This window comes from Limnohabitans sp. TS-CS-82, assembly GCF_002943475.1.
In genome coordinates this window covers 85,727-110,572 of sequence record NZ_PTQX01000008.1, presented here as the reverse complement: position 1 = coordinate 110,572, position 24,846 = coordinate 85,727, and the positions used below count along the sequence as shown (strand labels likewise).

The 24,846-nt window shown below is 51.7% G+C and carries 24 protein-coding genes; 12 read left to right on the top strand and 12 right to left on the bottom strand.

The annotated features are described in order from the left end of the window. Nucleotides 1–113 precede the first annotated feature (113 nt). Nucleotides 114–311, bottom strand: a complete 198-nt coding sequence (locus C5F52_RS16425) for an AlpA family transcriptional regulator (RefSeq protein ID WP_104799580.1) — start codon at nt 309–311, stop codon at nt 114–116. 111 nt (nt 312–422) lie between these two features. After that, on the bottom strand, nt 423–1,169 hold the full coding sequence (locus C5F52_RS16420) for a hypothetical protein (RefSeq protein ID WP_104799442.1): 747 nt from the start codon (nt 1,167–1,169) through the stop codon (nt 423–425). A gap of 316 nt (nt 1,170–1,485) precedes the next feature. Here C5F52_RS16420 and C5F52_RS16415 point away from each other — a divergent pair, with 316 nt between their 5' ends. The 6 genes from C5F52_RS16415 (at nt 1,486) to C5F52_RS16390 (ending at nt 10,562) form a co-directional block, all read left to right on the top strand. After that, nucleotides 1,486–3,033: a class I SAM-dependent DNA methyltransferase gene (locus C5F52_RS16415; protein WP_104799441.1), complete on the top strand. Its 1,548-nt coding sequence runs from the start codon at nt 1,486–1,488 to the stop codon at nt 3,031–3,033. Then, the gene (locus C5F52_RS16410; protein ID WP_104799440.1) at nt 3,023–4,336 is read left to right on the top strand and encodes a restriction endonuclease subunit S; all 1,314 of its coding nucleotides are present in this window, start codon (nt 3,023–3,025) and stop codon (nt 4,334–4,336) included. The genes C5F52_RS16415 and C5F52_RS16410 overlap by 11 nt, the downstream gene beginning before the upstream one ends. Further along, the gene (locus C5F52_RS16405; RefSeq protein WP_104799439.1) at nt 4,333–5,238 is read left to right on the top strand and encodes a DUF3800 domain-containing protein; all 906 of its coding nucleotides are present in this window, start codon (nt 4,333–4,335) and stop codon (nt 5,236–5,238) included. The genes C5F52_RS16410 and C5F52_RS16405 overlap by 4 nt, the downstream gene beginning before the upstream one ends. Before the next feature lie 67 nt (nt 5,239–5,305). Next, nucleotides 5,306–8,428 (top strand): type I restriction endonuclease subunit R, encoded by a 3,123-nt coding sequence (locus C5F52_RS16400; RefSeq protein ID WP_104799438.1) that lies wholly within the window; start codon nt 5,306–5,308, stop codon nt 8,426–8,428. A 260-nt stretch (nt 8,429–8,688) separates the two neighbouring features. Next, complete coding sequence (locus C5F52_RS16395; RefSeq protein ID WP_108358304.1) at nt 8,689–9,831, top strand: AAA family ATPase; 1,143 nt, start codon at nt 8,689–8,691, stop codon at nt 9,829–9,831. A gap of 5 nt (nt 9,832–9,836) precedes the next feature. Then, entirely contained in the window at nt 9,837–10,562 is a 726-nt protein-coding gene (locus C5F52_RS16390; RefSeq protein ID WP_104799436.1) for a DUF4276 family protein, read from the top strand. Between the two features lie 47 nt (nt 10,563–10,609). On the opposite strand, the gene yjjJ is transcribed toward C5F52_RS16390, so the two are convergent. The 4 genes from yjjJ to C5F52_RS30055 all read right to left on the bottom strand — a co-directional run bounded on the left by yjjJ (nt 10,610) and on the right by C5F52_RS30055 (nt 13,529). After that, entirely contained in the window at nt 10,610–11,953 is a 1,344-nt protein-coding gene (gene yjjJ / locus C5F52_RS16385) for a type II toxin-antitoxin system HipA family toxin YjjJ (protein ID WP_104799435.1), read from the bottom strand. A 227-nt stretch (nt 11,954–12,180) separates the two neighbouring features. Further along, complete coding sequence (locus tag C5F52_RS16380) at nt 12,181–12,639, bottom strand: AlpA family transcriptional regulator (RefSeq protein ID WP_104799434.1); 459 nt, start codon at nt 12,637–12,639, stop codon at nt 12,181–12,183. Between the two features lie 311 nt (nt 12,640–12,950). Beyond that, nucleotides 12,951–13,181 (bottom strand): hypothetical protein, encoded by a 231-nt coding sequence (locus tag C5F52_RS16375; RefSeq protein ID WP_369952376.1) that lies wholly within the window; start codon nt 13,179–13,181, stop codon nt 12,951–12,953. A gap of 162 nt (nt 13,182–13,343) precedes the next feature. Beyond that, nucleotides 13,344–13,529, bottom strand: a complete 186-nt coding sequence (locus C5F52_RS30055; protein WP_201747037.1) for a hypothetical protein — start codon at nt 13,527–13,529, stop codon at nt 13,344–13,346. Between C5F52_RS30055 and secA the strand changes: the two genes are divergently transcribed. The 4 genes from secA to C5F52_RS16355 are packed head-to-tail and all read left to right on the top strand — an operon-like array spanning nt 13,449 to nt 18,799. Next, complete coding sequence (secA, locus tag C5F52_RS16370; protein ID WP_104799433.1) at nt 13,449–16,193, top strand: preprotein translocase subunit SecA; 2,745 nt, start codon at nt 13,449–13,451, stop codon at nt 16,191–16,193. The genes C5F52_RS30055 and secA overlap by 81 nt on opposite strands. A gap of 6 nt (nt 16,194–16,199) precedes the next feature. Beyond that, nucleotides 16,200–17,441 carry a bifunctional glutamate N-acetyltransferase/amino-acid acetyltransferase ArgJ gene (gene argJ, locus C5F52_RS16365; protein ID WP_104799432.1) on the top strand — a complete coding sequence of 414 codons (1,242 nt, stop codon included), beginning with the start codon at nt 16,200–16,202 and terminating at the stop codon, nt 17,439–17,441. Between the two features lie 11 nt (nt 17,442–17,452). After that, nucleotides 17,453–18,325 (top strand): ATP-binding protein, encoded by an 873-nt coding sequence (locus tag C5F52_RS16360; RefSeq protein ID WP_104799578.1) that lies wholly within the window; start codon nt 17,453–17,455, stop codon nt 18,323–18,325. A 3-nt stretch (nt 18,326–18,328) separates the two neighbouring features. Next, complete coding sequence (locus C5F52_RS16355) at nt 18,329–18,799, top strand: NUDIX domain-containing protein (protein ID WP_236657892.1); 471 nt, start codon at nt 18,329–18,331, stop codon at nt 18,797–18,799. A 28-nt stretch (nt 18,800–18,827) separates the two neighbouring features. On the opposite strand, the gene C5F52_RS16350 is transcribed toward C5F52_RS16355, so the two are convergent. The 6 genes from C5F52_RS16350 to C5F52_RS16325 all read right to left on the bottom strand — a co-directional run bounded on the left by C5F52_RS16350 (nt 18,828) and on the right by C5F52_RS16325 (nt 23,723). Next, on the bottom strand, nt 18,828–19,025 hold the full coding sequence (locus C5F52_RS16350; RefSeq protein WP_104799431.1) for a DNA gyrase inhibitor YacG: 198 nt from the start codon (nt 19,023–19,025) through the stop codon (nt 18,828–18,830). A gap of 3 nt (nt 19,026–19,028) precedes the next feature. Then, on the bottom strand, nt 19,029–19,781 hold the full coding sequence (gene zapD / locus C5F52_RS16345) for a cell division protein ZapD (protein ID WP_104799430.1): 753 nt from the start codon (nt 19,779–19,781) through the stop codon (nt 19,029–19,031). Between the two features lie 70 nt (nt 19,782–19,851). Continuing rightward, nucleotides 19,852–20,475 (bottom strand): dephospho-CoA kinase, encoded by a 624-nt coding sequence (gene coaE, locus C5F52_RS16340; RefSeq protein ID WP_104799429.1) that lies wholly within the window; start codon nt 20,473–20,475, stop codon nt 19,852–19,854. A 14-nt stretch (nt 20,476–20,489) separates the two neighbouring features. Then, on the bottom strand, nt 20,490–21,305 hold the full coding sequence (locus C5F52_RS16335) for an A24 family peptidase (RefSeq protein ID WP_104799428.1): 816 nt from the start codon (nt 21,303–21,305) through the stop codon (nt 20,490–20,492). Beyond that, nucleotides 21,302–22,510: a type II secretion system F family protein gene (locus tag C5F52_RS16330; RefSeq protein WP_104799427.1), complete on the bottom strand. Its 1,209-nt coding sequence runs from the start codon at nt 22,508–22,510 to the stop codon at nt 21,302–21,304. Before C5F52_RS16330 ends, C5F52_RS16335 begins: the two co-directional genes overlap by 4 nt. Continuing rightward, nucleotides 22,503–23,723 carry a GspE/PulE family protein gene (locus tag C5F52_RS16325; RefSeq protein ID WP_104799426.1) on the bottom strand — a complete coding sequence of 407 codons (1,221 nt, stop codon included), beginning with the start codon at nt 23,721–23,723 and terminating at the stop codon, nt 22,503–22,505. Before C5F52_RS16325 ends, C5F52_RS16330 begins: the two co-directional genes overlap by 8 nt. A 293-nt stretch (nt 23,724–24,016) precedes the next feature. Here C5F52_RS16325 and C5F52_RS16320 point away from each other — a divergent pair, with 293 nt between their 5' ends. Both C5F52_RS16320 and C5F52_RS16315 read left to right on the top strand, forming a co-directional pair. After that, complete coding sequence (locus tag C5F52_RS16320; protein WP_104799425.1) at nt 24,017–24,409, top strand: H-NS histone family protein; 393 nt, start codon at nt 24,017–24,019, stop codon at nt 24,407–24,409. 113 nt (nt 24,410–24,522) lie between these two features. Beyond that, nucleotides 24,523–24,846, top strand: coding sequence for a hypothetical protein (locus tag C5F52_RS16315; protein WP_104799424.1), 324 nt, complete (start codon nt 24,523–24,525; stop codon nt 24,844–24,846).

The following is a 24,846-nucleotide window of genomic DNA, read 5'->3' as shown; positions in this document are numbered from 1 at the left end:
GCTTTGCGAATCCTGCGAATCTTGCGAAAGTCGGTACCAAGTCTGGGGTTGGGGATGCGCAAGTCCATGCGCATTTTGCGAATCGGCGTGAGCTCATATGTGGCTTTACGGACTCAGCGAGTGGCATTGATCAGCGCACGAATGTCTTCGACACGCCAGACGGTGGTCTTGGTGCCGAGCTTGACGCTTTGGGGGAATTTGCCATCGCGCACGCCAGCCCACCAAGCCGAGCGACTGATGGGAATGACCGCGAGGATTTGAGGAAGCCTAACGAAGCCTGCTTCGGGCAAAGTTGGGCGAATGTGTTTCATATCGAGCATCCATGGTTGTTTGGGGATGCTCGTTATTGAATGCCATACGGCTTCAAATTAGTAGAGACGCTGCGCGCACAATCATCACGCTACGCGCAGCGTGATGGGTAACTATTCTCCGTTCATGCCACGCGCACGACGTGCTGCAAAGATCCAGTTGCGAACAGTGCCAGGTGCTCTGAAAACCTGACTTGCAATCGATGCAGCTGCGGCATCAATCGTTGAGTGATTGGTTGCGAAATACAACTCAAGTGCACGTTGCTTAGCGATACGGTTGCTGTGATGGCGACTGTCCGCTGCCCTCTTGGCTTGCTTGCTTTGGAGCTTCTTGATGTCATCACTTCCAAGTGAATCTGGTGTGAGGCCACGCCTCCATGCTGTTTCGATCGCTGCTGTAACCGGCTGCGCGCTAGGGAGTAATTCCGCGTAAGACCAAGCCTCTTGTGCTTCCAATAAAGTGGCCACTGCTGAAGCGGGAAAGTGCGTCGTCTTGTAGCTGAGGCGTTGCTCAACGACTCCACCCAGCTTAAATGCGGCCAGTACCAAGAAATAAATGTGATTCGGGATGTGAGGCTGACCAGCAGGGATCAGGTGGTTTTCATCAGCCAGAGCTTGCATGAGCCATTCGACGTCACGGTTTTCATCTCGGGTGATGAGTTCATCGCCTGATGCATCGCGCTCTGTTTGAAGGGCGCTTTCGATCATCCCGTTGATGGCTCTCAAGATTGCAACGGCCTGCTCAGGCGTGATGCCCTCAAGTCCCTCGCGCACGTTGTGGGCGAGTTGGACACCTTGGGGAATGGTCAGAAGTTCTTCCAAGGGGGTGGTCAGTGCCAGATGGAGGTGCTGCGAGTTCATCGGAATCAGTTTACCTAGCGTCGTCCAACCAAGGCCAAGTTTGTGCGGCTGGCGCTGTAATTCACGGGTCCTTCCCTGCCAAGAACCTATGCGGGGGGCAAAGGCGCCAGATTTTCCTACCGATAGAGCCGAAATCCGGGTACGCGGTACGCACCGGGTACGCACTTAAACCGCACTATTTCTTCAATTTATGGGTGCCTGAGGAGATTTGGTGCTTTTCCTAGGAAAAATCTGTGCGGCGCCGAAAGCTAATTTTTTTGATTAGTCAGGGCAAAATGTCAGATCAATCTAGCTCCTAAAAATAGAAAATAAAACCATGCTTGACGATATCAAGAAAACCCTTTGGGCTTCGGCTGACAAGTTACGCGCCAACATGGACGCGGCTGAATACAAGCACTTGGTTTTAGGGCTAATCTTCGTTAAATACATTTCAGACGCATTTGTTGCGCGTCAATCTGAACTCACTCGACGTTTAAAGGACCCAAGCGACGAACTGTTCTATGGACATGCACCCTCTGATGAGGATATCGCGGCAGAACTCGAAGATCGTGATTACTACACCTCAGCTAACGTTTTTTGGGTGCCTGAAGGTGCCCGCTGGGAGCAGCTCCGTGCCGCAGCTCCTCAGCCGGATATCGGGAAACGTATCGATGATGCGTTGACCCTAATTGAAGCAGATAACCCCAAACTCAAAGGCATCTTAGACAAGCGATTTGCTAGGGCGCAATTGCCAGATGGCAAGCTTGGTGAGTTGGTTAACTTGATTTCGACGATCGGCTTTGGCGATGATCCATCAAAGGCGCGAGATATTTTGGGACAGGTGTACGAATATTTCCTTGGCATGTTTGCTAGTGCAGAAGGCAAGCGTGGAGGGCAGTTCTACACGCCCGCTAGCATTGTCAAAACACTAGTGGCTGTGCTCTCGCCCAGCAAAGGCCAGATTTACGACCCCTGCTGCGGGTCCAGCGGCATGTTCGTGCAGTCGGAAAAATTCATCGAAGACCACGGCGGCAAGCTGGGTGATGTGTCCATCTACGGCCAAGAGGCCAACCCCACCACCTGGCGCTTGGCGGCCATGAACCTCGTCATCCGGGGCATGGACTACAACCTGGGCAAAGAGCCCGCCGACACCTTCACCCGCAACCAGCACCCCGACCTGCGGGCCGACTTTTGCTTGGCCAACCCGCCTTTCAACATCAGCGATTGGTGGCACGCCAGCCTAGACGGCGACGCCCGCTGGGAATACGGCACGCCCCCGCAAGGCAACGCCAACTACGCCTGGCTGCAGCACATCCTGCACCACCTCAAGCCCACGGGCAGGGCTGGCATTGTGCTGGCCAACGGCAGCATGAGCAGTAGCCAAAACAGCGAAGGCCAAATCCGCGCCGCCATGGTCGATGCCGACGTGGTGGAAGTGATGGTGGCCTTGCCCGGCCAACTGTTCTTCAACACGCAAATCCCCGCGTGCTTGTGGTTCTTGGCCAAACAGAAAAATCGCAAAGGCGAAGTGCTGTTCATCGACGCCCGCAAACAAGCCACCATGATCAGCCGCGTGCAAAGCGAGTTGACAGACGAGGTGATCGAGTGCATCAGCCAAACCGTGACTGCATGGCGCAAAGGTGGTGACAGCTACCAAGACATTGCAGGCTTTTGCCGCAGCGTACCGCTGGCCGAAATCGCCCAACACGGCCATGTGCTCACCCCCGGCCGCTATGTGGGCGCTGAAGAAGTGGAAGACGACGACGAAGCTTTTGCCGACAAGATGCAAACGCTCACCGCCAAGCTGGGCGAGCAAATGGCCAAAGGCGCAGAGCTGGACGCGCTGATTCGGAAGAAGCTGGGGGGGCTGGGGTATGAATTCTGAGTGGCAGCTCACAACCCTTGGTGAAATTTGCACTGAGCAAGGCGGCGCAATTCAAACAGGCCCTTTCGGTAGTCAGCTGCATACATCCGACTACAAAGAAATAGGCATTCCAGTTGTAATGCCAACAAACATTGGTGATGGTGGCATCTCTGAGGATGGCATCGCGCGAATTGACCAATCAGACGTTGATCGACTCTCACAGCACAAACTAATGCTGAACGATATTGTGTTTAGCCGTCGTGGCGACGTGACGAAAAATGCTTTGATTCGTGAGCATGAGGTTGGATGGTTTTGTGGCACTGGTTGCTTGAAGGTACGCTTGGGAACTGAGCGCATTGCAAACGCGAAATTCATTTCACACTGCTTGCGCTTGCCTGATACCAAGGACTGGTTAGTACGGCACGCTGTGGGTGCAACGATGCCCAATCTGAATACAGGAATTCTTTCAGCGGTCCCGATTAATCTGCCGCCTATATCTGTTCAGCATGAAATCGCAGCGATGCTGGGTAGCATGGATGATCGCATCACCCTCCTGCGCGAAACCAACACCACCCTCGAAGCCATCGCCCAAGCCCTGTTCAAGTCCTGGTTCGTGGACTTCGACCCCGTCCACGCCAAGATGCAAGGCCGCGCCCCCGAAGGCATGGACGAAGCCACCGCCGCCCTGTTCCCCGACAGCTTTGAAGAGTCGGATTTGGGGCCTGTGCCGAAAGGGTGGGGGTTTAATTCACTTGATTCAATCGCAACATTCCTCAACGGTTTAGCGCTGCAAAAATTTCCACCGAATGGAGAAAACGATTTACCCGTGATCAAGATTGCACAGCTACGTAAGGGTGACACTGTTGGCGCTGATTTGGCTTCAGGATCAATCAAAAATGAATATATCGTGCAGAACGGTGATGTTCTCTTTTCTTGGTCTGGAAGTCTTGAAGTTGAGATTTGGTGTGGTGGAGTTGGGGCACTGAATCAGCATTTATTCAAGGTTACCTCAGCTGTTTTTCCTAAGTGGTTCTATTTTCTCTGGACACGCCAGCATCTAGAAAACTTCCGACAAATCGCAGCCAGCAAGGCTACAACCATGGGGCACATTCAGCGCGCACATTTGACCGCAGCCAAAGTGATTGTTCCTAATGAAAATTTACTTTGCGCTGCAAACGATGTGATAGATCCAATTTTGCAACAGATCATCAGGAATTCGTTGCGGGTAAATACATTGGCATCTTTGCGAGACTCGTTGCTTCCTCGCTTGATCTCTGGCCAACTTTCACTTGAAACGAATGTGAGTGAGAGGGTTTGTGTATGAATGTCGCAGGATCTCAATATGCACTGTTCGAAGTTCAAGAGTCGTTGCCTGAACAAAAAACATCAGAAGATGTTGGGGAGAAGTTGTTCAGTGATTACATCGTTTATGTAGATGAAAGCGGTGACCATTCGTTAGAGAGTATTGATGCAGAGTACCCCGTTTTTGTGTTGGCGTTTTGTGTGTTCCATAAGCGACATTACAGTGAAAAAATCATTCCGGCGGTGGAGAAGCTTAAGTTCAACTATTTTGGCCATGACAGCGTTGTTCTTCATGAAAATGAAATCAGAAAACAAAAAGGCCCATTTGTATTTTTGAGTCAACTTGCTGTTCGTGAAGAGTTTATGGCCCGTTTGGGCAGCATCATGGATGCAAGCAACTTCATCTTGATTACGTGTGTGGTGGATAAAGCTCGACTAAGTAAGAGCGAAGGTGCTGGCTCTAATCCGTATCACGTTGCATTGGGTTTCTGCTTAGATGCCTTGCGTAGTTTTCTTGCAGAAAAAGCGCAGGACCATTTGAAAACCCATGTGATCGTGGAGTGTCGTGGCCGAAAAGAAGATGCTGAGCTAGAACTTGAATTCCGTCGAATCTGCGATGGCAACAATGCCACCAATAAAAATTTGCCCTTTGATGTGGTGTTTGCAGATAAGAAGACAAACCTCACTGGGTTGCAAGTTGCAGACCTAGTTGCTCGTCCGATTGGTATCAATTACATACGCCCGAACCAACCAAACCAAGCGTTTGAGATACTGCGTCGTAAGTTTTACTGCGATGGGGGCCGTGACTTCGTGGGGCGTGGTTATGAAAACGTCGGGCTGTTAATTCACCCACCCCAGAAAGCGAAAAGCCCCGATGAACCCACCGAGGCTGTAGCGCCGACCAGGAACCCCCAATCCACTTAGGCCTTTAGCTTAACACACTAAAAATTAGGCTGTCGAGTACTCATTAACCCTGCTATTCATAACTCTCATGACCGAAGATCAACTTGAACAGGAAACGCTGGGGTGGCTGAATGATGTTGGTTATCGACATCTTTACGGGCCAGATATTGCGTTCGATGGAGTTACACCAGAGCGTTCTGATTACCGGCAGGTCTTGTTATCGGCACGGCTCAAAAAAGCAATTGATGCTTTGAATCCGTCAGTCCCAGTTTCGGCTCGCGAAGATGCATTTAAGCAAGTAGTTGATCTAGGCATTCCCGCCTTGCTTTCGAGCAACAGACATTTTCACAAGCTTTTGGTTGCAGGTGTTCCAGTCGAATACCAAAAAGATGGTGAAACTCGCGGCGATTTTGTTCGACTGATTGATTGGGCAAACATTGATCGCAACGAATGGCTGGCTGTTAACCAGTTCAGCATCAGGGGGCCAAAGCACACCCGTCGTCCCGACATCATCTTGTTTGTCAATGGGTTGCCGTTAGTTCTTCTGGAACTGAAAAATCCGGCAGATCTGAATGCAGATGTTTGGAAAGCCTTTGATCAGATCCAAACCTACAAAGAACAAATCCCAGATGTTTTCCAGTACAACGAAGTGCTGGTGATCGCCGACGGTACAGAAGCGTTGATGGGGTCCCTGTCGAGCAATGCTGAACGCTTTATGCAGTGGCGCACGATTGATGGCGAAACACTTGACCCACTGGGTCAGTTCAACGAGCTCGAAACGCTAGTTCGAGGTGTCTTAGCCCCCGCATATTTGTTGGACTACTTGCGCTACTTCGTTTTGTTTGAAGATGATGGCACCTTAGTCAAGAAGATTGCGGGCTATCACCAGTTTCATGCTGTGCGTGCCGCGATTGGTCAGGTGGTTTCAGCCTCGCGATCAAATAGCGATCTAAAGATTCGCGGCAAGGGTGGTGTTGTCTGGCATACACAAGGTAGCGGCAAGAGCATCACCATGACTTGTTTTGCTGCGCGAGTAATGCAAGAAACTGCGATGGAGAATCCCACCATCGTCGTGATCACCGATCGTAATGACTTGGATGGCCAGTTGTTTGGTGTTTTCAGCATGTCGCAAGACTTGTTACGCGAACAGCCGGTCCAAGTTGCAACTCGACAAGATTTACGAACCAAGTTGGCAAATCGTCCAGCTGGCGGCATCGTTTTCGCAACCATTCAAAAATTCATGCCGGGTGCTGATGAAGACACATTTCCTGTTTTGTCTGCTCGTCGCAACATTGTGGTCATGGCCGATGAAGCGCATCGCACCCAATATGGTTTCGAAGCCAAACTCAAAGGCAAGCCCGGAGAGCAAACGTATCAAGCTGGCTACGCGCAACACTTACGTGATGCACTTCCGAACGCGACTTTTGTAGCTTTTACCGGGACACCTGTCAGCGGTGAGGACCGTGATACGCGTGCTGTGTTTGGTGATTACATTCACGTTTATGACATGCAGCAGGCCAAGGAGGATGGTGCAACTGTCGCCATCTACTATGAGTCTCGTCTTGCTAAGTTAAGTCTAAATAAAGAAGACTTGCCTCAAATTGATGATGAGGTTGATGAGCTGGCCGAAGATGAGGAAGACAGCGAGCAATCCAAGTTGAAGAGTCGTTGGGCGGCTCTCGAAAAAGTGGTTGGTGCAGAACCTCGCATCGCCAGCGTGGCTGCAGATTTAGTCACTCATTTCGAAGAGCGCCAAAAAGCTCAAAATGGAAAAGCCATGGTCGTCGCCATGAGCCGTGAGATTTGCGTCCATCTCTATAACGAGATCGTCAAGCTTCGACCTGATTGGCACAACGAAGATCCGGAGCTGGGTGCAATCAAGATCATCATGACTGGATCTGCAAGTGATAAAGCGCTTTTGCGCCCACACATTTATAGCAGTCAGACGAAGAAACGCTTGGAAAAACGCTTCAAAGATCCTGCCGATCCATTGCAAATGGTGATTGTGAGAGACATGTGGTTAACAGGGTTCGATGCTCCATGCGTTCACACTTTGTATGTCGATAAGCCAATGAAAGGGCACAACCTGATGCAAGCAATTGCGCGGGTTAATCGAGTTTTCAAAGACAAGCAAGGTGGCTTAGTTGTTGACTACATCGGTATTGGCAATGAGTTGAAGGCTGCAATGAAGGCCTATACCGGAAGCAAAGGTCGTGGCAACGTAACGGTCAATGCTGCTGAGGCCTATGCGGTCTTGGCCGAAAAGTTAGATGTCTTGCGTGCAATGCTTCATGGTTTCGACTATTCCGGTTTTAAAACTGGTGGTCATAAAACTCTGGCGGGTGCCGCCAACCATGTGTTGGGCATCAAGGGCGATAAGGAGCGAGATGGCAAAAAACGTTTTGCTACTGCGGCTCTTGAGATGAGCAAGGCGTTCAGCCTTTGTTGTACTTTGGATGAAGCGAAAGCTGTGCGCGATGAAGTTGCGTTCATGCAAGCAGTCAAAGTTCTTCTGACCAAGAAAGAATTTAGCCTTAAGAAGAAAAATGATGACGAGAAAGATCTCGCCATTCGTCAGATCATCAACTCGGCAGTTGTTTCGGGTGATGTAGTCGACATCTTCGAGTCAGTCGGTCTGGATAAACCAAACATCGGTTTGCTTGACGATGACTTTTTGGCGCAGGTTAAAAATCTGCCAGAGCGTAACTTGGCCGTTGAGCTTCTTGAGCGACTCCTCGCGGGAGAGATTAAAAGCCGTTTCTCCAGTAATGTGGTTCAAGACAAGAAATTCTCGGACATGCTGGCGAATGTGATTCAGCGTTACCAAAACCGAAGCATTGAAACTGCGCAGGTGATGGAAGAGCTGATCACCATGGCAAAGAAATTTCGCGAAGAAGCTGCTCGCGGTCAAACCTTGGGTTTGACGGAAGATGAGGTGCGTTTTTACGATGCGCTTGCAAATAATGAGTCTGCAGTGCGCGTTCTACAAGATGAGATCTTGAAGAAAATTGCCCACGAATTGACTGAAAACCTTCGCCAAAATTTGAAGGTCGACTGGAATGAGCGTGAAAGTGTCCGAGCTAGTCTGCGCTTGATGGTGCGGCGTATTTTGCGGAAATATAAATACCCTCCAGATTTGCAAGATGCGGCGGTTGAGTTAGTGCTTCAGCAAGCGCATGCACTTGGTGAGGAATGGAGCGCTCATTTTTGAGGTGATAGAGTGCTTATTTGTTCGCATTCAGCTCGCGTCGAAATTACAGAAAGCTCTCTATTTAGAGGGGCACCGTGCGCCCATCAACCGTTCTATCGAAACGTTGTCAAAGATCGGCACTCAAGGTTGAGTCAACCAGTAGATGTTGATGTTGCAGAGCTCAAGACGATGACTTCGCTGCTATGTAAGCAGGCGATAATTAGAACGAAACCGCCTATCCCAACATAGGCTGCAAGTAATTTGCTACTAGAGGAAAACTAATGAAGCTTTCAACCATAGAGTATTCTGAGCTCGACGGCACAGCTCAGGCGTGGGTGCTAGACCGTTGCACATTCGCACAAAAGACTTTGCTGGTGGGTAAAAATGCCTCAGGAAAATCTAGGACGCTACGCGTAATATTCGGTTTAGCTAATCATCTAGCAGGCATCTTGCCGCCGACTTCCTCAGCTACTTACAACTGCACATTTAAAGATGCAGATCGCGAATATTCCTATCATTGCATGATGAATGAAGGACACGTTTTGGCTGAGGTTTTGAGAGCTGATAACAAAATTCTCCTTGAGCGGGGTATCGGTGGTGTAGGGAAGATTTTGGCTGAAAAAATTGATGGTGGAGTCCATATTGATTTTCAAACTCCAACCACTGAATTTGCTGCTGTTGCGCGACGTGACTCTATACAACATCCATTTTTAGAGCCTCTTTACCAATGGGCGTCCGCTGTTCGATATTTTCAGTTTGGCTCAAATATTGGTAAGGATCACTTCGCTCATTTCATTCAAAATGGGCCTCCTTTGGATGAGCGAAATCAAGCATCTGTAGTCCCGTTATTTCGTACTGCAAAAAAAGATTTTGAAGAAAAATTCATAAATAATTTAATCAACGATATGGGGTCGCTTGACTACCATCTTGAATCTGTTGATATTGGACCGCCTGTTTCTTTTGCAGCACCGCAAGAAATCGCTCAAGTCGTTGGGCTAAGAGTAAAAGAAACAGACTTGACGGGGTTAACGGATCAGGTCAGTATGTCTCAAGGTATGTATCGCGTGTTGAGTCTACTCATAAACATCAATTACTTCCAGTTGAAAAACACCGGTAGTTGCATTCTGATTGATGATATCGGAGAGGGGTTGGATTTTGATCGCTCTTGTCGTCTTGTCGGTCTTTTGAGGAAGAAATCAGAAGATTCTAATTTGCAAATAATTATTTCAACAAATGATAGATTTGTGATGAATGAAGTCCCGCTGGATGAGTGGTCAATTATTCAGCGTAAGGGAAGCCATGTTAAGTTTAGAAATATTCAAAATTCAAAAGAAATTTTTGAAAATTTTAAATTTACTGGCCTTAGTAATTTTTCATTTCTTGAGCTTGATGTACTAAATGCCCCTGTAGATGAAGAGGCTTGACAGTAATGCGCAAGTTGGCGGTGTTCGTTGAGGGATTTACCGAGCTTAATTTTGTTGAGCGGTTGATAAGTGAAATAGCAGGGGCTCACAATATTAGTTTTGAAAAACGCCAGATAGTTGGCGGAGCAACAATTCCAAGAAAAGTTATTTCTATTAAATCTTCAGATCCCGACTTAGGCCAAAAATTTTATGTCTTGCTATTTGATTGTGGCGGTGATCATCAAGTTAAGCCGAGAATTGAAGAAGAGCACGCATCACTTACTAGAGCCGGATTTTCTGCAATTATTGGATTGCGAGATGTCAGACCAATGTATACGCGGGAGCAAATTCCTTTGCTTGAGAGGAATTTGAAATATGGAATCAAAACCTCTCTTGCTCCAGTGAGTATTATTTTGGCTGTTATGGAAATTGAAGCGTGGTTTCTAGCTGAAGCTGTGCATTTTTCTGTGATTAGCAAAGCCTTAACCATAGATAAGATTTCGGCTGCGATTGGGGGCAATCCTGCAGAGGTAGCATCTTCACGGGAAGAACCAACATTAGATCTTCAAGCCATATATGGGAGTGTTGGTAAAAGTTATGAGAAGCCAGCCCATGAAACAATAAACGCTTTGGACTACTCACGTATTTATCTAGAGCTTGCAGAGAAAATCCCACATTTGGGGCGGTTGATAAAAGAGATAGATTCATTCTTATCTCCTGATGCGAATAACGGAGTGCCTGTTTTATCTTGATATCCCAGTAAGCACTCTGAGGTTGTTGTCAAAGCTACCTTTACTTGTTAAGCCAATCTGTTGATCTGTGCGCTCGCAGATTCCAAGTGTGCCGCAAGTGCGTCAATACAAACTTGGAACTCATTGTTGAATTGATGGGATGCCCGCAAAAACGATAGGTAATTTGTTGCGAGTTCTTGTGCTCTACGCCAACTGTCGTTCCTGACACTGGCGTGAAGCGTGATGGGATGAATGGCATCAGGTAATCGCCCACTACTTGTTGGTGCGAACGACATAGGAGTCATGTCGTATGCAGGGGCGAGTTCATAGGGGCGACCATGTTCTGATACGAACGAGAGGTTGCCGTTATGCATATCCGAGTTGCCGATCAGTGCACCAAACGCCCAGAGTGTTTCTGCCACTTCAGCAGCATCAGGCGTGATGACGCCTTGCTTTGCCAGCGACTTAGTGATCACAGGCCAAGGTTGATTTGCCAACCCAGCAAACTCTGCATCAAATGCAGCTAGTGAAATTACTGCTTTGCGTCCAAGCGTTCCAACACGGTCAAAGCGTTCCACTTCAAGGAATCGCTGACCTTGATGGTCGTAAATAAATGATTCGGCAGCAGTGATATTGGCCTGTCTAAGAGTTTTTAGAGCCATGTGTTCTGCAAGCAATAGATCACGCCAGCGTGAGCTGTTTGGACTTGTCAGTTGCTCACTGAATTTCACAATGACGTGCTTTGCCACTCCAGCAGATTCTGCATAGGCTGTGAATTTGGGTTGTTCACCACCTGCTGAAGAGCCGGGAGAGTCACCTTCTGCTGCGCCGATAGCCAAGCTTGTATATGCCGTAGATTTGTCGGCACTTGAAATGGGCTGAGGCTCAGGCATGTTGATGAATTTATCTCTTGAGATTGTTCCGATCAACAAGTTGCCAACTAAATCGTGACCATGCACGAGCAATGCTCTGATGGCATGGCTATCTGTCCACTCTTTGACTGTGCTTGGCAGACCTAGCTCTGCTCCAAAACGCGCGGCATAAGCGCGACCCAAGAAGCCTTGTGGTCGCATGTCTAGCAACCACCAAGGTAATCCTTCGCTATGAATTTGCACGCCATCGGCTTGTGTGAACACAAAACCATCTGGGCGAACTGGCGCAAGAGTTCCGAGCTCTCTGACTTTGCCTAGTGCATCGACACGATAAACAGGGACTTCGCCGAACCCGCGGCTCTTGTCTCGCAGCAGATAGCGCGTGGACTTTCTCTGCCCCGTTTTGATGACATCGTCCCCCATTGCCGCCAGCGCACGCGTCACCGTCGGCTGGCTCAGGCCGATTTCAGTTCCAATCTGGGTTCCAGATTTGGGGCCTGCCGCTAGGCGAAGGCGTAACGCATCTGCATGAAGTGTCATGATTGAGCAAAGCCTTAAATTATAAAGTGAATTATAAATTTACCTTATTTTTATGGATAAGTCTATATGAATCAATGATTTATCGAAAATCTTAGGGGGTTAACTGCAGAAGAAACTTCTGAACGTTACATGTCGACCACAGCGACACGTTCGCATAACGTGTCGATGAAATGGTGTTTTGGCGACATGAGTTCAGCCAAGAGCCCGAACCTAAAGGGACATTGCTGTCATATTGAGAGTAAACGATCGATCGCTACTCCCCGTGATCTCTTCTGCCCCGTTTGCTGGGTTTCAGCAATTTGCTTTTCAATTTCCGCTTTGTACTGACGTGCCCAAGCCTTCACTTCATTTAGCCTGAACCAGATCTCTTTGTTGACGCGAAAGTGTGGAATGTTCAGCTCTTGTCTCTTGTATGTATTTCTGAACCAGTGCGTTGGCAGTTTGAGGATGAAAGCGACCTCATCGCACTTGAGTGGTTTGGATGTTTCTGACACCGGATTTTGAGCCGTGGACTGCTGCAAAGTGCTTTTTTCAAATTTAAGAACAGTCCGCATTGGATAGAGGATTCGACGGGAAATTTTTAGGTACTGAGGGCCGTAGCCCTTAGTTCTCCACTTTTGCAAGGTTTTGGGTTTGATGCTCCAGTGAGCCGCTAGCTCAGAAGGCGTTAGTAATTTCTCGTCCATTTGGTGATCCAGTTAGTTAGGTCACGCATTCAGGCGTACTTTCTGGAAAAAGCCAAGTCAAAAAGCAAAAAATGGAAAAAGCGGCGAGGCTTAAGCCCATGTAAATCACGTGTTGTTAAAAGTCCACACGGCGGAACTTATTTTGCTTAGCGAAAAAATAGCAATGTATGTCAAGAATCGCCGAGGAAATGAGCATTAATTAAATCGAAGATTTGGTAAGGAGCTTTACGTTTAAGAGGTTCTGTTTACGTGGTTTTGATACGGCACCAAATAAAAGCCTGTTGTACGCAAGTGCAACAGGCTTTTTCTTTTCAGCTGTGCGATTTCACTTTGATGCGGATGGTGTTCACGTCCCATCCTTTGGTTCTGAGGTGCGCGCACAAGGCGGGAATGGTTTGGCGCAGTTTGGCTGCGACGGCACTGTTGGGCACCAACAGGCACCACGCATCGCCTTCCACGCCGCCCGATTGAACCAGCGCACGCAATGACGCTGGTAGTAATGGGGCAATCGCCCGAATTCTTGCCTGCGTGTCTTGGGTCATTGCTGTCAGTTGTGACAGGCCTGGAGCGTTGCTCAGTACCTGATCCAGAGTACGGGATCTGCCCCGAATCAAGACCTTCGCTTTGGGGACGCTGCTGTAGCCCAAGGCGCGATATGCCGCCAGAGTGTCAGGGTGCGGTGTTGAACGGGTAGCCATGCGCAATTATGGATGCGAGTGACGGTTAAAATCCGCAGCTTCTACAAAGCCTTTTACAAAGGATTTTGCGACGCCCTTGCTCAGCAGAGAGGGGTCCACCGCAGTGCTCGCATGGCTCTTAATTTCTTGACTCATATTTTTGGCAGCCGCAATGAGCGCCTGCTGAAACAATTTCGCAAAACTGTCGCGCAAATCAACGCATTGGAACCTTCCTTAGAGAAGCTCAGTGAAGAGGCATTGCGTGCGAAAACAGACGAATTTAAAAAGCGTGTTCAACAAGGCGAAACCTTAGATGCGCTGTTGCCCGAGGCTTATGCCGTCGTGCGCGAAGCGTCTAAACGCGTGATGAAAATGCGTCACTTCGATGTGCAGTTGGTTGGCGGTATTGCGCTGCACCAAGGCAAGATCGCTGAGATGCGCACCGGTGAAGGCAAGACGCTCACGGCGACTTTGCCCGTCTACTTGAACGCCCTGTCTGATCAAGGCGTGCACGTGGTGACGGTGAACGATTACTTGGCCAGCCGTGATGCCAAGTGGATGGCTCGCCTTTACAACTACTTGGGCCTGTCGGTCGGTATCAACCTGCCTCAAATGCCCCGGGATGAAAAGCAAGCGGCTTATCGTGCAGACATCACTTACGGCACCAACAACGAATACGGCTTTGACTATTTGCGCGACAACATGGTCTACGAGCCGCAAGACCGTGTGCAACGTAAATTGAACTTTGCCATCGTGGACGAAGTGGACTCCATCTTGATCGATGAGGCACGCACACCGCTGATCATCAGTGGTCAAGCGGAAGATCACACCGAGTTGTACATCGCCATCAACAAAGTGGTGCCGTTTTTGACGCGCCAAGTGGGGGAGGAAGATCCACACACGGGCGAGGGCATCATCACACCCGGTGACTTCACGGTGGATGAAAAATCGCACCAAGTGTTCATGACCGAACAAGGTCATGAAAATGCCGAGCGTATTTTGGTGGCGCAAGGCTTGCTCGCTGAAGGCGCGTCGTTGTACGACCCTGCCAACATCAGCTTGATGCACCATTTGTACGCTGCGTTGCGCGCCAACCATCTGTATCACCGAGATCAACATTACGTGTGCCAAGACGGTGAAATCACCATCGTTGACGAATTCACGGGCCGCCTGATGTCCGGTCGTCGTTGGAGCGATGGTTTGCATCAAGCGGTAGAAGCCAAAGAAGGCGTTCAGATTCAGGCTGAAAACCAAACCTTGGCGTCCATCACGTTCCAAAACTATTTCCGTCTCTACCAAAAATTGGGTGGCATGACGGGTACGGCCGACACCGAGGCCTACGAGTTCCAAGAAATTTACGGCCTTGAAACGGTGGTGATTCCACCTAACCGCATCAGCCGCCGTGAAGACCAATTGGACCGTGTGTACAAAACCACGGCCGAGAAATACAAGGCTGCGATTGACGACATTCGCGAATGTTATGAGCGCGGTCAACCGGTGTTGGTTGGCACCACCTCCATTGAAAATTCCGAGCTGATTGCCGAGATGCTTGAGAAGGCCAAGTTGCCGCATCAGGTGTTGAACGCCAAGCAGCACGCTCGTGAAGCCGACATCGTGGCGCAAGCGGGTCGCGCCAAGATGATCACCATCGCCACCAACATGGCCGGCCGTGGGACTGACATTGTCTTGGGCGGTAACGTCGAAAAGGCCATTGCGGAGGTTGAAGCCAATGAGGCGCTTGACGCCGCAGCCAAGCAGCAACAGATCGATGCCTTGCGCGTGCAATGGACCAAAGACCATGAGGCGGTCAAATCCTTGGGTGGTCTGCGCATCATCGCAACCGAGCGCCACGAGTCGCGTCGCATCGACAACCAATTGCGCGGTCGCTCTGGTCGTCAGGGCGATCCTGGCTCGTCACGTTTTTACTTGAGCTTGGACGACGCATTGATGCGCATCTTTGCCGGTGACCGTGTCAAAGCCATCATGGACCGTCTGAAAATGCCAGAGGGCGAGGCCATTGAAGCTGGCATCGTCACACGCAGCATTGAGAGTGCGCAACGCAAAGTCGAGGCGCGCAACTTTGATGTGCGCAAGCAGTTGTTGGAATACGACGATGTGTCCAACGACCAACGCCGTGTGATTTACCAGCAGCGTAATGACATTCTGGATGCGTCAGATTTGACGGCTCAAATTGCGGGTTTGCGCGAAGGCACATTCAGCGATTTGGTGCGTCAGTACGTGCCCGAAGAATCGGTGGAAGAGCAATGGGACATCGCGGGCTTGCAGCGTGCGTTGATGCAAGAGTGGTTGATTGACTTGCCTTTGCAAAGCACCATTGAAAAAGCCTCGGCCATCACGGACGAAGAGGTGCTTACCCAAGTGGTGGATGCCGCGAATGCCGCGTTCCAAGCCAAACTCGATCGCGTGGGCCTTGAGCAATTCACCCCCTTCATGCGCGTGGTGTTGCTGCAAAACATCGACAGCCATTGGCGTGAGCACTTGGCCGCCTTGGACTATTTGCGCCAAGGCATCCATTTGCGCGGTTACGCGCAAAAGCAACCCAAACAAGAATACAAGCGCGAAGCGTTTGAGTTGTTTGGTCAGTTGTTGGACATGGTCAAAGTCGAAGTCACCCGCGTGTTGATGACGGTCAAGATTGAGTCGAATGAGCAAATCGAACAAGCGGCCAGCGAGTTGGAAGACCGCGCAGAAACGCTGCACAACGTGACCTACACCGCACCCAATGAGTTGGGTGATGCGGAGGTGACGGCCGATGCCGCCACTTTCGCCACCAGCATGCCGCCCGTTGGCCGCAACGAGCCTTGCCCATGTGGCAGCGGCAAGAAGTACAAACACTGCCACGGCCAATTGGCCTGACCATTTATGCCAGTCAATCTCCTTCCTCCCCAAGTTGCCGACTTGCATGCCATTCCTGGCGTGCGCATCGGGGTGACTCAAGCCGGCATTCGCAAAGCAGATCGCAAAGATTTGACGGTGGTCTTGATCGACGAGGGTGCCTCTGTCAGTGGTGTGTTCACACAAAACCGTTTCTGTGCGGCGCCCGTGCAAATTTGTCGTGAGCATTTAGACGCAGGGCAAGGCATACGTGCGATGGTCGTCAACACGGGCAATGCCAATGCAGGCACCGGCGAAGACGGCTTGAAACGTGCCCGTGAAACCTGCGTGGCATTGGCCGAGGCGCTGCATATTGCGCCCAGTCAAGTGCTGCCTTTTTCAACCGGCGTCATCATGGAGCCGTTGCCGCACGACCGCATCATCGCGGGCTTGCCTGCGGCCATTGCGGCTGCGGGTCAAGCTACGTCGTCGCAGCAGTGGGCTGATGCCGCCGAAGGCATCATGACCACGGACACCGTGCCCAAAGCGGCCAGTACGCAAGTGCAAATTGCGGGCGCCAACGTCAGCATCACCGGCATCAGCAAGGGCGCCGGCATGATTCGTCCCAACATGGCGACGATGTTGGGCTATGTGGCCACCGATGCCTGCGTCGCGCCGGCGTTGATGAAAGAACTCTCGCTGGCTTTGGCCGAGGGCTCATTCAACCGTGTGACGGTGGACGGCGACACCTCGACCAACGACTCCTTCGTGGTCATCGCGACGCACAAAGCCGCGCACCCAACCATCACCAGCTTGAGCAGCGTCGAGGGCCAAGCTTTGCTGCAGGCCATGATGCAAGTGGCGCGCCAATTGGCGCAAGCCATCGTGCGTGATGGCGAAGGTGCCACCAAGTTCATCACCATCCAAGTTGAGGGTGGTCGCGATGGCGCAGAGTGTCGTCAAGTGGCGTACGCCATTGCACATTCGCCATTGGTGAAAACGGCGTTCTTTGCCAGTGACCCCAACTTGGGCCGCATCTTGGCGGCCGTCGGTTACGCAGGCATTGCCGACCTAGACCAGACGGGCATCGACTTGTATCTGGACGATGTGCATGTGGCTGTGCAGGGCGGTCGTCATCCGGCTTACCGTGAAGAAGATGGCCAACGCGTGATGAAGCAATCCGAAATCACCGTGCGCGTGGTTTTGGGTCGCGGTACAGCCAGCGACACCGTTTGGACCTGTGACCTCAGCCACGACTACGTGAGCATCAACGCCGATTACAGAAGCTGATGAGCGATTCCATGCAAAACCCTTTAGAGCGTTTGGTGCAACGCGCCGAGGCGCTGATGGCGCGCATCGAGTCTGTGTTGCCACAACCCATGTCAGCGCCCGATTGGTCGGCGAGCGTTGCGTTTCGCTATCGCAAGCGCACAAGCGGTCACGGTGGTTTGGAGCCTGTGCGCCATGTCGCGCAACTCGGTTTGGCGGACTTGCAAGAGATCGACGGTCAAAAAGAAAAAATCCAGCGCAACACCGAGCAGTTCGTCAAAGGCCTGCCTGCCAACAACGTGCTGCTGACGGGCGCGCGCGGTACCGGCAAATCGTCGTTGATCAAGGCTTGTTTGAATGAATATGCACCGCAAGGCTTGCGTCTGATCGAAGTCGACAAAGACGATCTGACCGACTTGCCCGACATCATTGACGTGGTGTCCACGCGGCCTGAAAAATTCATGATCTTCTGTGACGATTTGAGTTTTGAAGATGGCGAGCCAGGCTACAAAGCCCTCAAGTCTATTTTGGATGGTTCGATTGCCGCGGCCACACCCAACGTGTTGATTTACGCCACCAGCAACCGCCGTCACTTGCTGCCTGAGTACATGAAGGAAAACCTCACCTACACCCACACCGAGGATGGTGAAGTGCATCCGGGCGAGGGCGTTGAAGAGAAAATTTCTTTGTCTGAGCGCTTTGGGTTGTGGGTCAGTTTTTACCCTTTCAGTCAAGACGAGTACCTCACCATTGCTGCGCAGTGGATGTCGTCGCTGGGTGTGTCGCGCGAGGCTATTGAGGCTGCTAAGCCTGAGGCCTTGATTTGGGCGTTGGAGCGTGGCTCTCGCAGTGGTCGTGTGGCTTTTCAGTTTGCACGCGACTACGCGGGCAAGCACGCGGCTTAAGCCGTGACCGATACCGTCGTGCGTGTGGTCGATGCCGACCAGCCTCGTTCAGCTGACCGGACCTTGGTGCAGGTAGCCGTGGGGGTGCTTGTTCGGGCTGATCAAGCCTTCTTGCTTACCAGTCGACCTGAAGGCAAGGCCTACGCAGGGTTTTGGGAGTTTCCGGGCGGCAAACTCGAAGCGGGTGAAACGGTGGCGCAAGCCTTGCGTCGCGAGTTGCAAGAGGAAATTGGCATCACCATTGAAAACTGTGAGCCTTGGAAGATCGAGCGCATTGACTACCCGCACGCGTTGGTGCAACTGAACTTTTGCAAAGTCACGCAATGGTCGGGTGAGTTGCAAATGCGCGAAGCGCAGCAATTTGCTTGGCAGCAACTGCCGGTCGAGATGAAGCCTGTGTTGCCCGGCACCTTGCCGGTTTTGCAGTGGTTTGCGCAAGAGCGTGGGTTTGAGGGCGCAACGCACGCCGTTTAAACCTTGCGGCGACCTTTGGGGGCGCGGTTTATTGCAAGGGCGTGTTCTCGAAGTCGGCGTCGTCTTGCGGCGTTTGATCGGGCAAGCGGTGCTCTTCGTTGGCCCAAGCGCCTAAGTCGATGTTGCGGCAGCGTTCACCGCAAAAAGGGCGAAACAAGTTGGCAGATTCGTAGCGGCTAGGGCCGCCACATTGAGGGCACGTCACGATGCGAAGCGAGGCCGTCATGGGTTAAGCGCACAAAGCCATTTCAAACGCGACGTCGTCGGTGCTGGCTTGCAAGCGGCCTTCACCATCTTGGCGCATCATGCGCACCCAAATCATCAAACGGTTGCCGCTGATTTCAGGAATGAAGCCCAAGGCGGGATCGATGGCGACGCGCATCAATTGGAATTTGCCTTGAGCCAGTGATTGTTGGTATTGACCGCCCATGGCCATGATTTTTTGAGCGCTTCCGGTGTCACGCATCAAAGAGAGCAGCAACTTGACCGAGGCTTGCATGGGTTGAAAAGCTTGCGCCCAGCGCAAGATGTCGCGTCTGCGCACGTCAGGGCTGAGTTGTTGCCAAGCGTGGTAGGCCGGTAAATCAAAGCAGCATGTGCCACCAGGAATCGTGACGCGATTGCGCAATGCGGCCAGCCACTCGTTGTCGGTGATGGTTTGTCCAATTTTGCCGACCGCGCCATTGAGGCCTTCAAAGCATTGCTCCAACTGCCCCAGCAAAATGTCTAAGGCTGCTTCAGAGACCGACGGGTTACCACGCCAGCCGTTGAACTGTTGCTTGTGGCGTTCGAGGTCTTTGAGGATGTCGGATTTCAGATCGGTTCTGCCGCCTGCGTCAACCAGCTCAAACAAGGTGGTGAGCGCAAAGTGGTTGTCGACGGGGTGATCGCGTGACGTGAGCTCTTCAAATCGCTGAAACAGATGTTCCAGACGCAGGTAAGTGCGCACACGTTCATTGAAGGGATGTTCGTACAGAATCACGCAGAAAAACGAAAAATTTGATATTGATAGCTTTGAGCGATGATCATAACCGCTGAGAGCTGTCAGTGCGTCAAACTTTGCATGACAAATCACGCATGATTTGATGTACTTGGATTTTTAGAGCATCCAGCGGCAGCCCTTCGTTGAAGATGACCCAATCGGCGGCCTGCAAGCGTTGCGCCCGAGTGGCTTGGGCGTTGATGATGCCTTGCACAGTTTCTGCGCTCAAACCACTTCTTGATTTGACGCGTTCAATTTGTGTGGCAACTTCGCAGTCCACGACCAAAACGCCGTCGAGTTGTGCACGCCAGCGGCCAGATTCAACCAGCAAAGGCACATCGAACACCAGCAGTGAGTGGCCCGCATTGACCGCAGTTTGTGCTTGGCTTTGTGTGGCCAATGAGACCAAGGGGTGGATGATGGCTTCTAACCTTTGTTTGGCAGACGCGTCTGAAAACACCAGCGAGCGCATGCGGTCACGGTCTAAGGCGCCTTCTGCATTGATGAACTCCGAGCCAAAGACTTGGGAAATGGCGGTAATGGCGGAGCCGTCAGGGGCAGTGACGCTGCGTGCGATGGCATCGGCGTCGATCAAGGCAGCGCCCGCTTCGACCAGCATTTGGCCGACGGTACTTTTGCCGCTGCCAATGCCGCCAGTCAGGCCTAAGCGAAAAGGGGGGAGGGGGGCTTGCATGGCGTTGAGTCTATTCAAAACGCAGGCCAGCCCAAGCTTTGCATGAATTGCGCTGGGTTTTCCCAAGCTAAAAAAGCCCCTGCAGCTGCGAGAAACGGGCCAAACGGTACGTACCCATTGGCCGGCAAGCGATGCCGCCATTGCAGGCTCAGTCCAACAATGGCCCCGGTGAAGCTGGCGAGGATGACAAGCGGAATTAAAGCGAAAGGACCCAACCAAGCGCCTAAGGCCGCAAGTAATTTGAAATCGCCGCCACCCATGCCTTGTTTGCCGGTGATGCGTTCAAACGCGGTGGCGATGCTCCATAAGGCGCCATAGCCCCAAACGGCGCCCCAAACGGCTTGCGTCAGGGGCAATGCCACCCATTGGTCAGCACTGGCGATGAGGCCTAACCAGAGCAAGGGTTGCGTCAAGGCATCGGGTAGCAAGGTGGTTTGCCAGTCGATGAGTGAGAGTGCGAGCAAGCTTGTGCCAAAAAGTGCCCAGCATAGGGCTGTGCTGGTCAGGCCCCAGCGCCATGCGCAAGCTGTCCAAATCAACGCGGTGAGTAACTCGACGGTGGGGTATTGCCAGCCAATGGGATATTTGCAAAAACCACAGCGGCCTTTGAGCCAGACAAAGCTCAGCACAGGCAGCAGGTGTTTGATTTGCAACGGGGTGTGGCAATGTGGGCAGTGCGAGGCTGGCAGACACAGGTCAAAACGAGGCGTGTCGTCGTTGCTTGGCTCGAAACTCGCCATGACCATGCGCGGCAAGCGGTGAACCAGCACATTCACAAAGCTGCCCAAGATCAGGCCCACGCCAAAGGCCAGCCAGAGATTCAAATTCATACCACTTGTCCCAGTTGAAAAATTGGCAAATACAGGGCGACCACCAAACCGCCAATGAGCAAGCCTAGCACCACCATGATGAACGGCTCCATCAAGGTGGACAGTTTGGCGACGGTCGCGGTGACTTCGCGTTCATAGTGCTCGGCCGTTTTATCGAGCATGCGGTCCAAAGCCCCCGACTCTTCGCCAATCGCACACATTTGAACCACCATGGGCGAGAACAAACCATTCGTACTTTCAAGTGCCTGTGCCAACGAGCGCCCCTGCATGAGCTGGGTGTGCATGGACTCGGTCGCGTCTTGGTAATGCAGATTTCCGGCAACGCCTTTCACCGCATCCAGTGCATCCGTCAAGGTGATGCCCGCTGCAAATAAAGTGGCCAAGGTGCGTGTCCAGCGTGCCATGCACGCCTGTCGCACAAGCTTGCCCGCGATGGGCAGGTGCAGCACCCAGCCGTGCAGTCGCCATTGCAGTGTTTTGCTGCGCTTGGCCCATTGCTGCAGAGCCCAGACCGCCAGCAACACTAACAGCAGAAGGGTCCATCCGTGGCGTTGCCAGCCAGAGCTCAAGCCAATCACGAAACGTGTGAGGGCTGGTAATTCGGCGTTGAAAGACTGAAAAATTCCCTCAAATGCAGGCACCACAAACGACAACAGCAGTGCCATCACCACCACCGCGATCACCAACACGGCTGTCGGGTAAATCAGCGCAGAGCGCAAGCTGCTGCGCAGTGCTTCGGCTTTTTCTCGGTGGTGGGCGATCCGGTCGAGCAGCGTGTCGAGCATGCCCGCCATTTCCCCTGCCGCCACCAAATTACAAAACAACGCGTCGAAGACGGCATGACGTTGCAAGGCTTGATGCAAGGCCTGACCGCCTTCGACGTGATGGCGAATGTCTTGCACCATCTGTTGGAGTGCTGTGTGGCGTAGACCGCGCCTCATGATGTCAAAGGCTTGCAGCAAGGGAACGCCCGATTGCAACAGCGTGGCCAGCTGACGGGTGAGTCGTGTCACATCTGAGCTGCTGACGGTGGCGTTGCGCTGTAACCAAACAGGTAGCGACAGCTTGCGATTCACGCTTGTGGCGCGAATTCTTTGGCGTTGCAAAGTGTCTGTCACGGCCGACGAGGTAGGGGCTTGCATCTCGCCGTTGACATTTTTGCCCTCGCGATCGACGCCGCGCCACAGAAAAATAGGCTCAGCCATGGTGCGTCAGCGTCATGACTTCTTGCACAGACGTGATGCCCTGTAGTGCTTTGAGCCAGCCGGCTTGCCGCAGGGTTCGAACACCCTCTTGTGAGGCCTGTTGGGCCAACGCCTGCGTGCTGGCGTTTTGCAAGATCAGCGCTTGTAAGGCGCCTCCGATGGGCATGACTTGGTAGATGCCGATGCGCCCTTTGTAGCCTTGGTCGCAGGCGTTGCAACCCACAGGGTGATAGAGCGTGGGCGAGGGGCGTGACGCCAGTCCAATGGCCTGTTGATCTTGCGTGCTGAGTTGTTGCAGCCACGTTTGTGTTTGCACGCTTGTCGCGCTTTGTTTGCAGGCGTTGCACAAGCGGCGCACGAGCCGCTGCGCCACGATCAAAATAATGCTGGCCGCGACATTGAACGCTTCAATACCCATGTGACGCAGGCGAGCCAAGGTGCTGGGGGCGTCGTTGGTGTGCAAGGTCGATAAAACCAAATGGCCTGTCTGCGCGGCTTGAATGGCGATGGCGGCCGTTTCAAGATCGCGTATTTCACCGACCATGATGATGTCTGGGTCTTGGCGCAATAAAGCTCGCAAGGTGCTGGCAAATGTGACCCCTGCTCGCTCGTTGATATTGACTTGATTTGCGCCGGGTAATTGAATTTCAGACGGGTCTTCCACGGTGGAGATATTCACCTCGGGCCGATTCAGTAACTCAAGGCAGCTGTAAAGCGACAAGGTTTTGCCTGAGCCCGTGGGGCCTGTCATCAGCACCATGCCGTGAGGATGTGCAATGGCGGCCAACAGTCGGGCTTGGTCATCGGCTTCGTAGCCTAGTGTTTCAAGACTTGGGCGTTCGCGGCTGATATTGAGCAAGCGGACCACAATTTTTTCACCATGCAGGGTGGGTAATGAGCTGACCCGTAAATCAATGGTTTGACCCTGGTAAGGGTATTGAATGCGCCCATCTTGCGGCACCCGTTTCTCGGCAATATCCATGCGTGCCAAGACTTTGAGGCGAGAAACCATGGCGTCTCTCAAATGGAGTGCGGGTGTAGCTGCGGTATGCAAGATGCCATCAATGCGAAAGCGCGCTCGGAATTCGGTTTCGCCCGTTTCAAAATGAATATCTGAAGCCCCCTGTGCGACGGCTTGTTTGAGTATGTCGTCTAAGGGTTGAATGACGGACAGTTCGGTGGACTTATTGACCCCTTGAAATGACGGTTGCATGCTGCGCCCCTTGTGTCGTGGAGCTGCATTGTTTGGGCGTGGGTTTTTGTCTTGTGGGAGTCTGCATTACAAAATAGCGCGCTACAAGGTGCATTCGGCGTAGACAGGTTAACTACGTATATACGCGTATGGTTCGTATGACTTCTTTAAAACCTGACCCCAAATTAAATCAATTTAAGAGAGGTGTCGTGCGGAAAATCAGTATTGGATCGTCATCAGATCAATAGCTGCCGATGATTAAAAGAAATTGATATATCATTCTCTTTTTAAATTCGCTTACTGGAGATGAATATATGGCACGTACAACGGTCGCAAACCAACTCGCTACTATTCGCAAGCAACGTGAGTTGTTGGCTAAAAAAGAACAAGCGTTATTGAGCAAATCGCACGACAAAGTGTTGTCGCAAATTGTTCAAATGGCCAAAGATGCAGGCTTGACGGCTGCAGACATCGCCAAGGCCTTGGCCGAAGGTAAGCCCGCGAAAGCTGGTAAAGCCGCGAAGGCGCCCAAGGCTGCAAAAAAAGGTGCTTTGGCTGGTAAGAAAGTTGCCCCTAAATACCGCAACCCTGCCAACCCTGAGCAAACTTGGACAGGTCGTGGCGTTTCGCCAACTTGGGTGCAGGCTTTGAAAACAGCAGGCACTTTGGATACTGCCTTGATTGCCGCAGAGCCAGCTGCCGTTTAAGGTCGTTTTGATGTGCGTCAAAGGCCCGCTGAATGCGGGCTTTTTGTTTTATATCGCACCCTATTTCATACGGCGCAGTCCTAAAATGAAATTTTTAACAAAACGATATCAAAATGAAAAAAACTATTTTGGCTTTTGCTTTTATTGTTTTTGCATTGGCAAGTATGAGCGTGCGTGCTGCGGGTTATCCAACGGTTCCGTTGAACGAGTTGCCTGATCCAATGCGCTCGGCGTGGAAAGAGCAAAAACCAGAAATGACGCCCATGAGCCATTGCGCGGCGGCTTTTGATAGCCATAGTGACGGCGAAAAGATGGTCTTTCGCTGCTCTATACATATCAAAATGTCGGCCGAAGGCGAGCGTCGTGCGATGAAATATTGTGAAGAAAAGCGTGTTGAAAAGAATATCAAAGCACCCTGCAGATTGGTGCAGGAATAA

What these genes read in the sequence shown, in the direction of transcription:
- C5F52_RS16425 (WP_104799580.1), bottom strand. Translation starts at nt 311, where the DNA reads ATGAAACACATTCGCCCAACTTTGCCCGAAGCAGGCTTCGTTAGGCTT.
- C5F52_RS16420 (WP_104799442.1), bottom strand. Translation starts at nt 1,169, where the DNA reads ATGAACTCGCAGCACCTCCATCTGGCACTGACCACCCCCTTGGAAGAA.
- C5F52_RS16415 (WP_104799441.1), top strand. Translation starts at nt 1,486, where the DNA reads ATGCTTGACGATATCAAGAAAACCCTTTGGGCTTCGGCTGACAAGTTA.
- C5F52_RS16410 (WP_104799440.1), top strand. Translation starts at nt 3,023, where the DNA reads ATGAATTCTGAGTGGCAGCTCACAACCCTTGGTGAAATTTGCACTGAG.
- C5F52_RS16405 (WP_104799439.1), top strand. Translation starts at nt 4,333, where the DNA reads ATGAATGTCGCAGGATCTCAATATGCACTGTTCGAAGTTCAAGAGTCG.
- C5F52_RS16400 (WP_104799438.1), top strand. Translation starts at nt 5,306, where the DNA reads ATGACCGAAGATCAACTTGAACAGGAAACGCTGGGGTGGCTGAATGAT.
- C5F52_RS16395 (WP_108358304.1), top strand. Translation starts at nt 8,689, where the DNA reads ATGAAGCTTTCAACCATAGAGTATTCTGAGCTCGACGGCACAGCTCAG.
- C5F52_RS16390 (WP_104799436.1), top strand. Translation starts at nt 9,837, where the DNA reads ATGCGCAAGTTGGCGGTGTTCGTTGAGGGATTTACCGAGCTTAATTTT.
- yjjJ (WP_104799435.1), bottom strand. Translation starts at nt 11,953, where the DNA reads ATGACACTTCATGCAGATGCGTTACGCCTTCGCCTAGCGGCAGGCCCC.
- C5F52_RS16380 (WP_104799434.1), bottom strand. Translation starts at nt 12,639, where the DNA reads ATGGACGAGAAATTACTAACGCCTTCTGAGCTAGCGGCTCACTGGAGC.
- C5F52_RS16375 (WP_369952376.1), bottom strand. Translation starts at nt 13,181, where the DNA reads ATGACCCAAGACACGCAGGCAAGAATTCGGGCGATTGCCCCATTACTA.
- secA (WP_104799433.1), top strand. Translation starts at nt 13,449, where the DNA reads ATGGCTCTTAATTTCTTGACTCATATTTTTGGCAGCCGCAATGAGCGC.
- argJ (WP_104799432.1), top strand. Translation starts at nt 16,200, where the DNA reads ATGCCAGTCAATCTCCTTCCTCCCCAAGTTGCCGACTTGCATGCCATT.
- C5F52_RS16360 (WP_104799578.1), top strand. Translation starts at nt 17,453, where the DNA reads ATGCAAAACCCTTTAGAGCGTTTGGTGCAACGCGCCGAGGCGCTGATG.
- C5F52_RS16350 (WP_104799431.1), bottom strand. Translation starts at nt 19,025, where the DNA reads ATGACGGCCTCGCTTCGCATCGTGACGTGCCCTCAATGTGGCGGCCCT.
- coaE (WP_104799429.1), bottom strand. Translation starts at nt 20,475, where the DNA reads ATGCAAGCCCCCCTCCCCCCTTTTCGCTTAGGCCTGACTGGCGGCATT.
- C5F52_RS16335 (WP_104799428.1), bottom strand. Translation starts at nt 21,305, where the DNA reads ATGAATTTGAATCTCTGGCTGGCCTTTGGCGTGGGCCTGATCTTGGGC.
- C5F52_RS16330 (WP_104799427.1), bottom strand. Translation starts at nt 22,510, where the DNA reads ATGGCTGAGCCTATTTTTCTGTGGCGCGGCGTCGATCGCGAGGGCAAA.
- C5F52_RS16325 (WP_104799426.1), bottom strand. Translation starts at nt 23,723, where the DNA reads ATGCAACCGTCATTTCAAGGGGTCAATAAGTCCACCGAACTGTCCGTC.
- C5F52_RS16320 (WP_104799425.1), top strand. Translation starts at nt 24,017, where the DNA reads ATGGCACGTACAACGGTCGCAAACCAACTCGCTACTATTCGCAAGCAA.
- C5F52_RS16315 (WP_104799424.1), top strand. Translation starts at nt 24,523, where the DNA reads ATGAAAAAAACTATTTTGGCTTTTGCTTTTATTGTTTTTGCATTGGCA.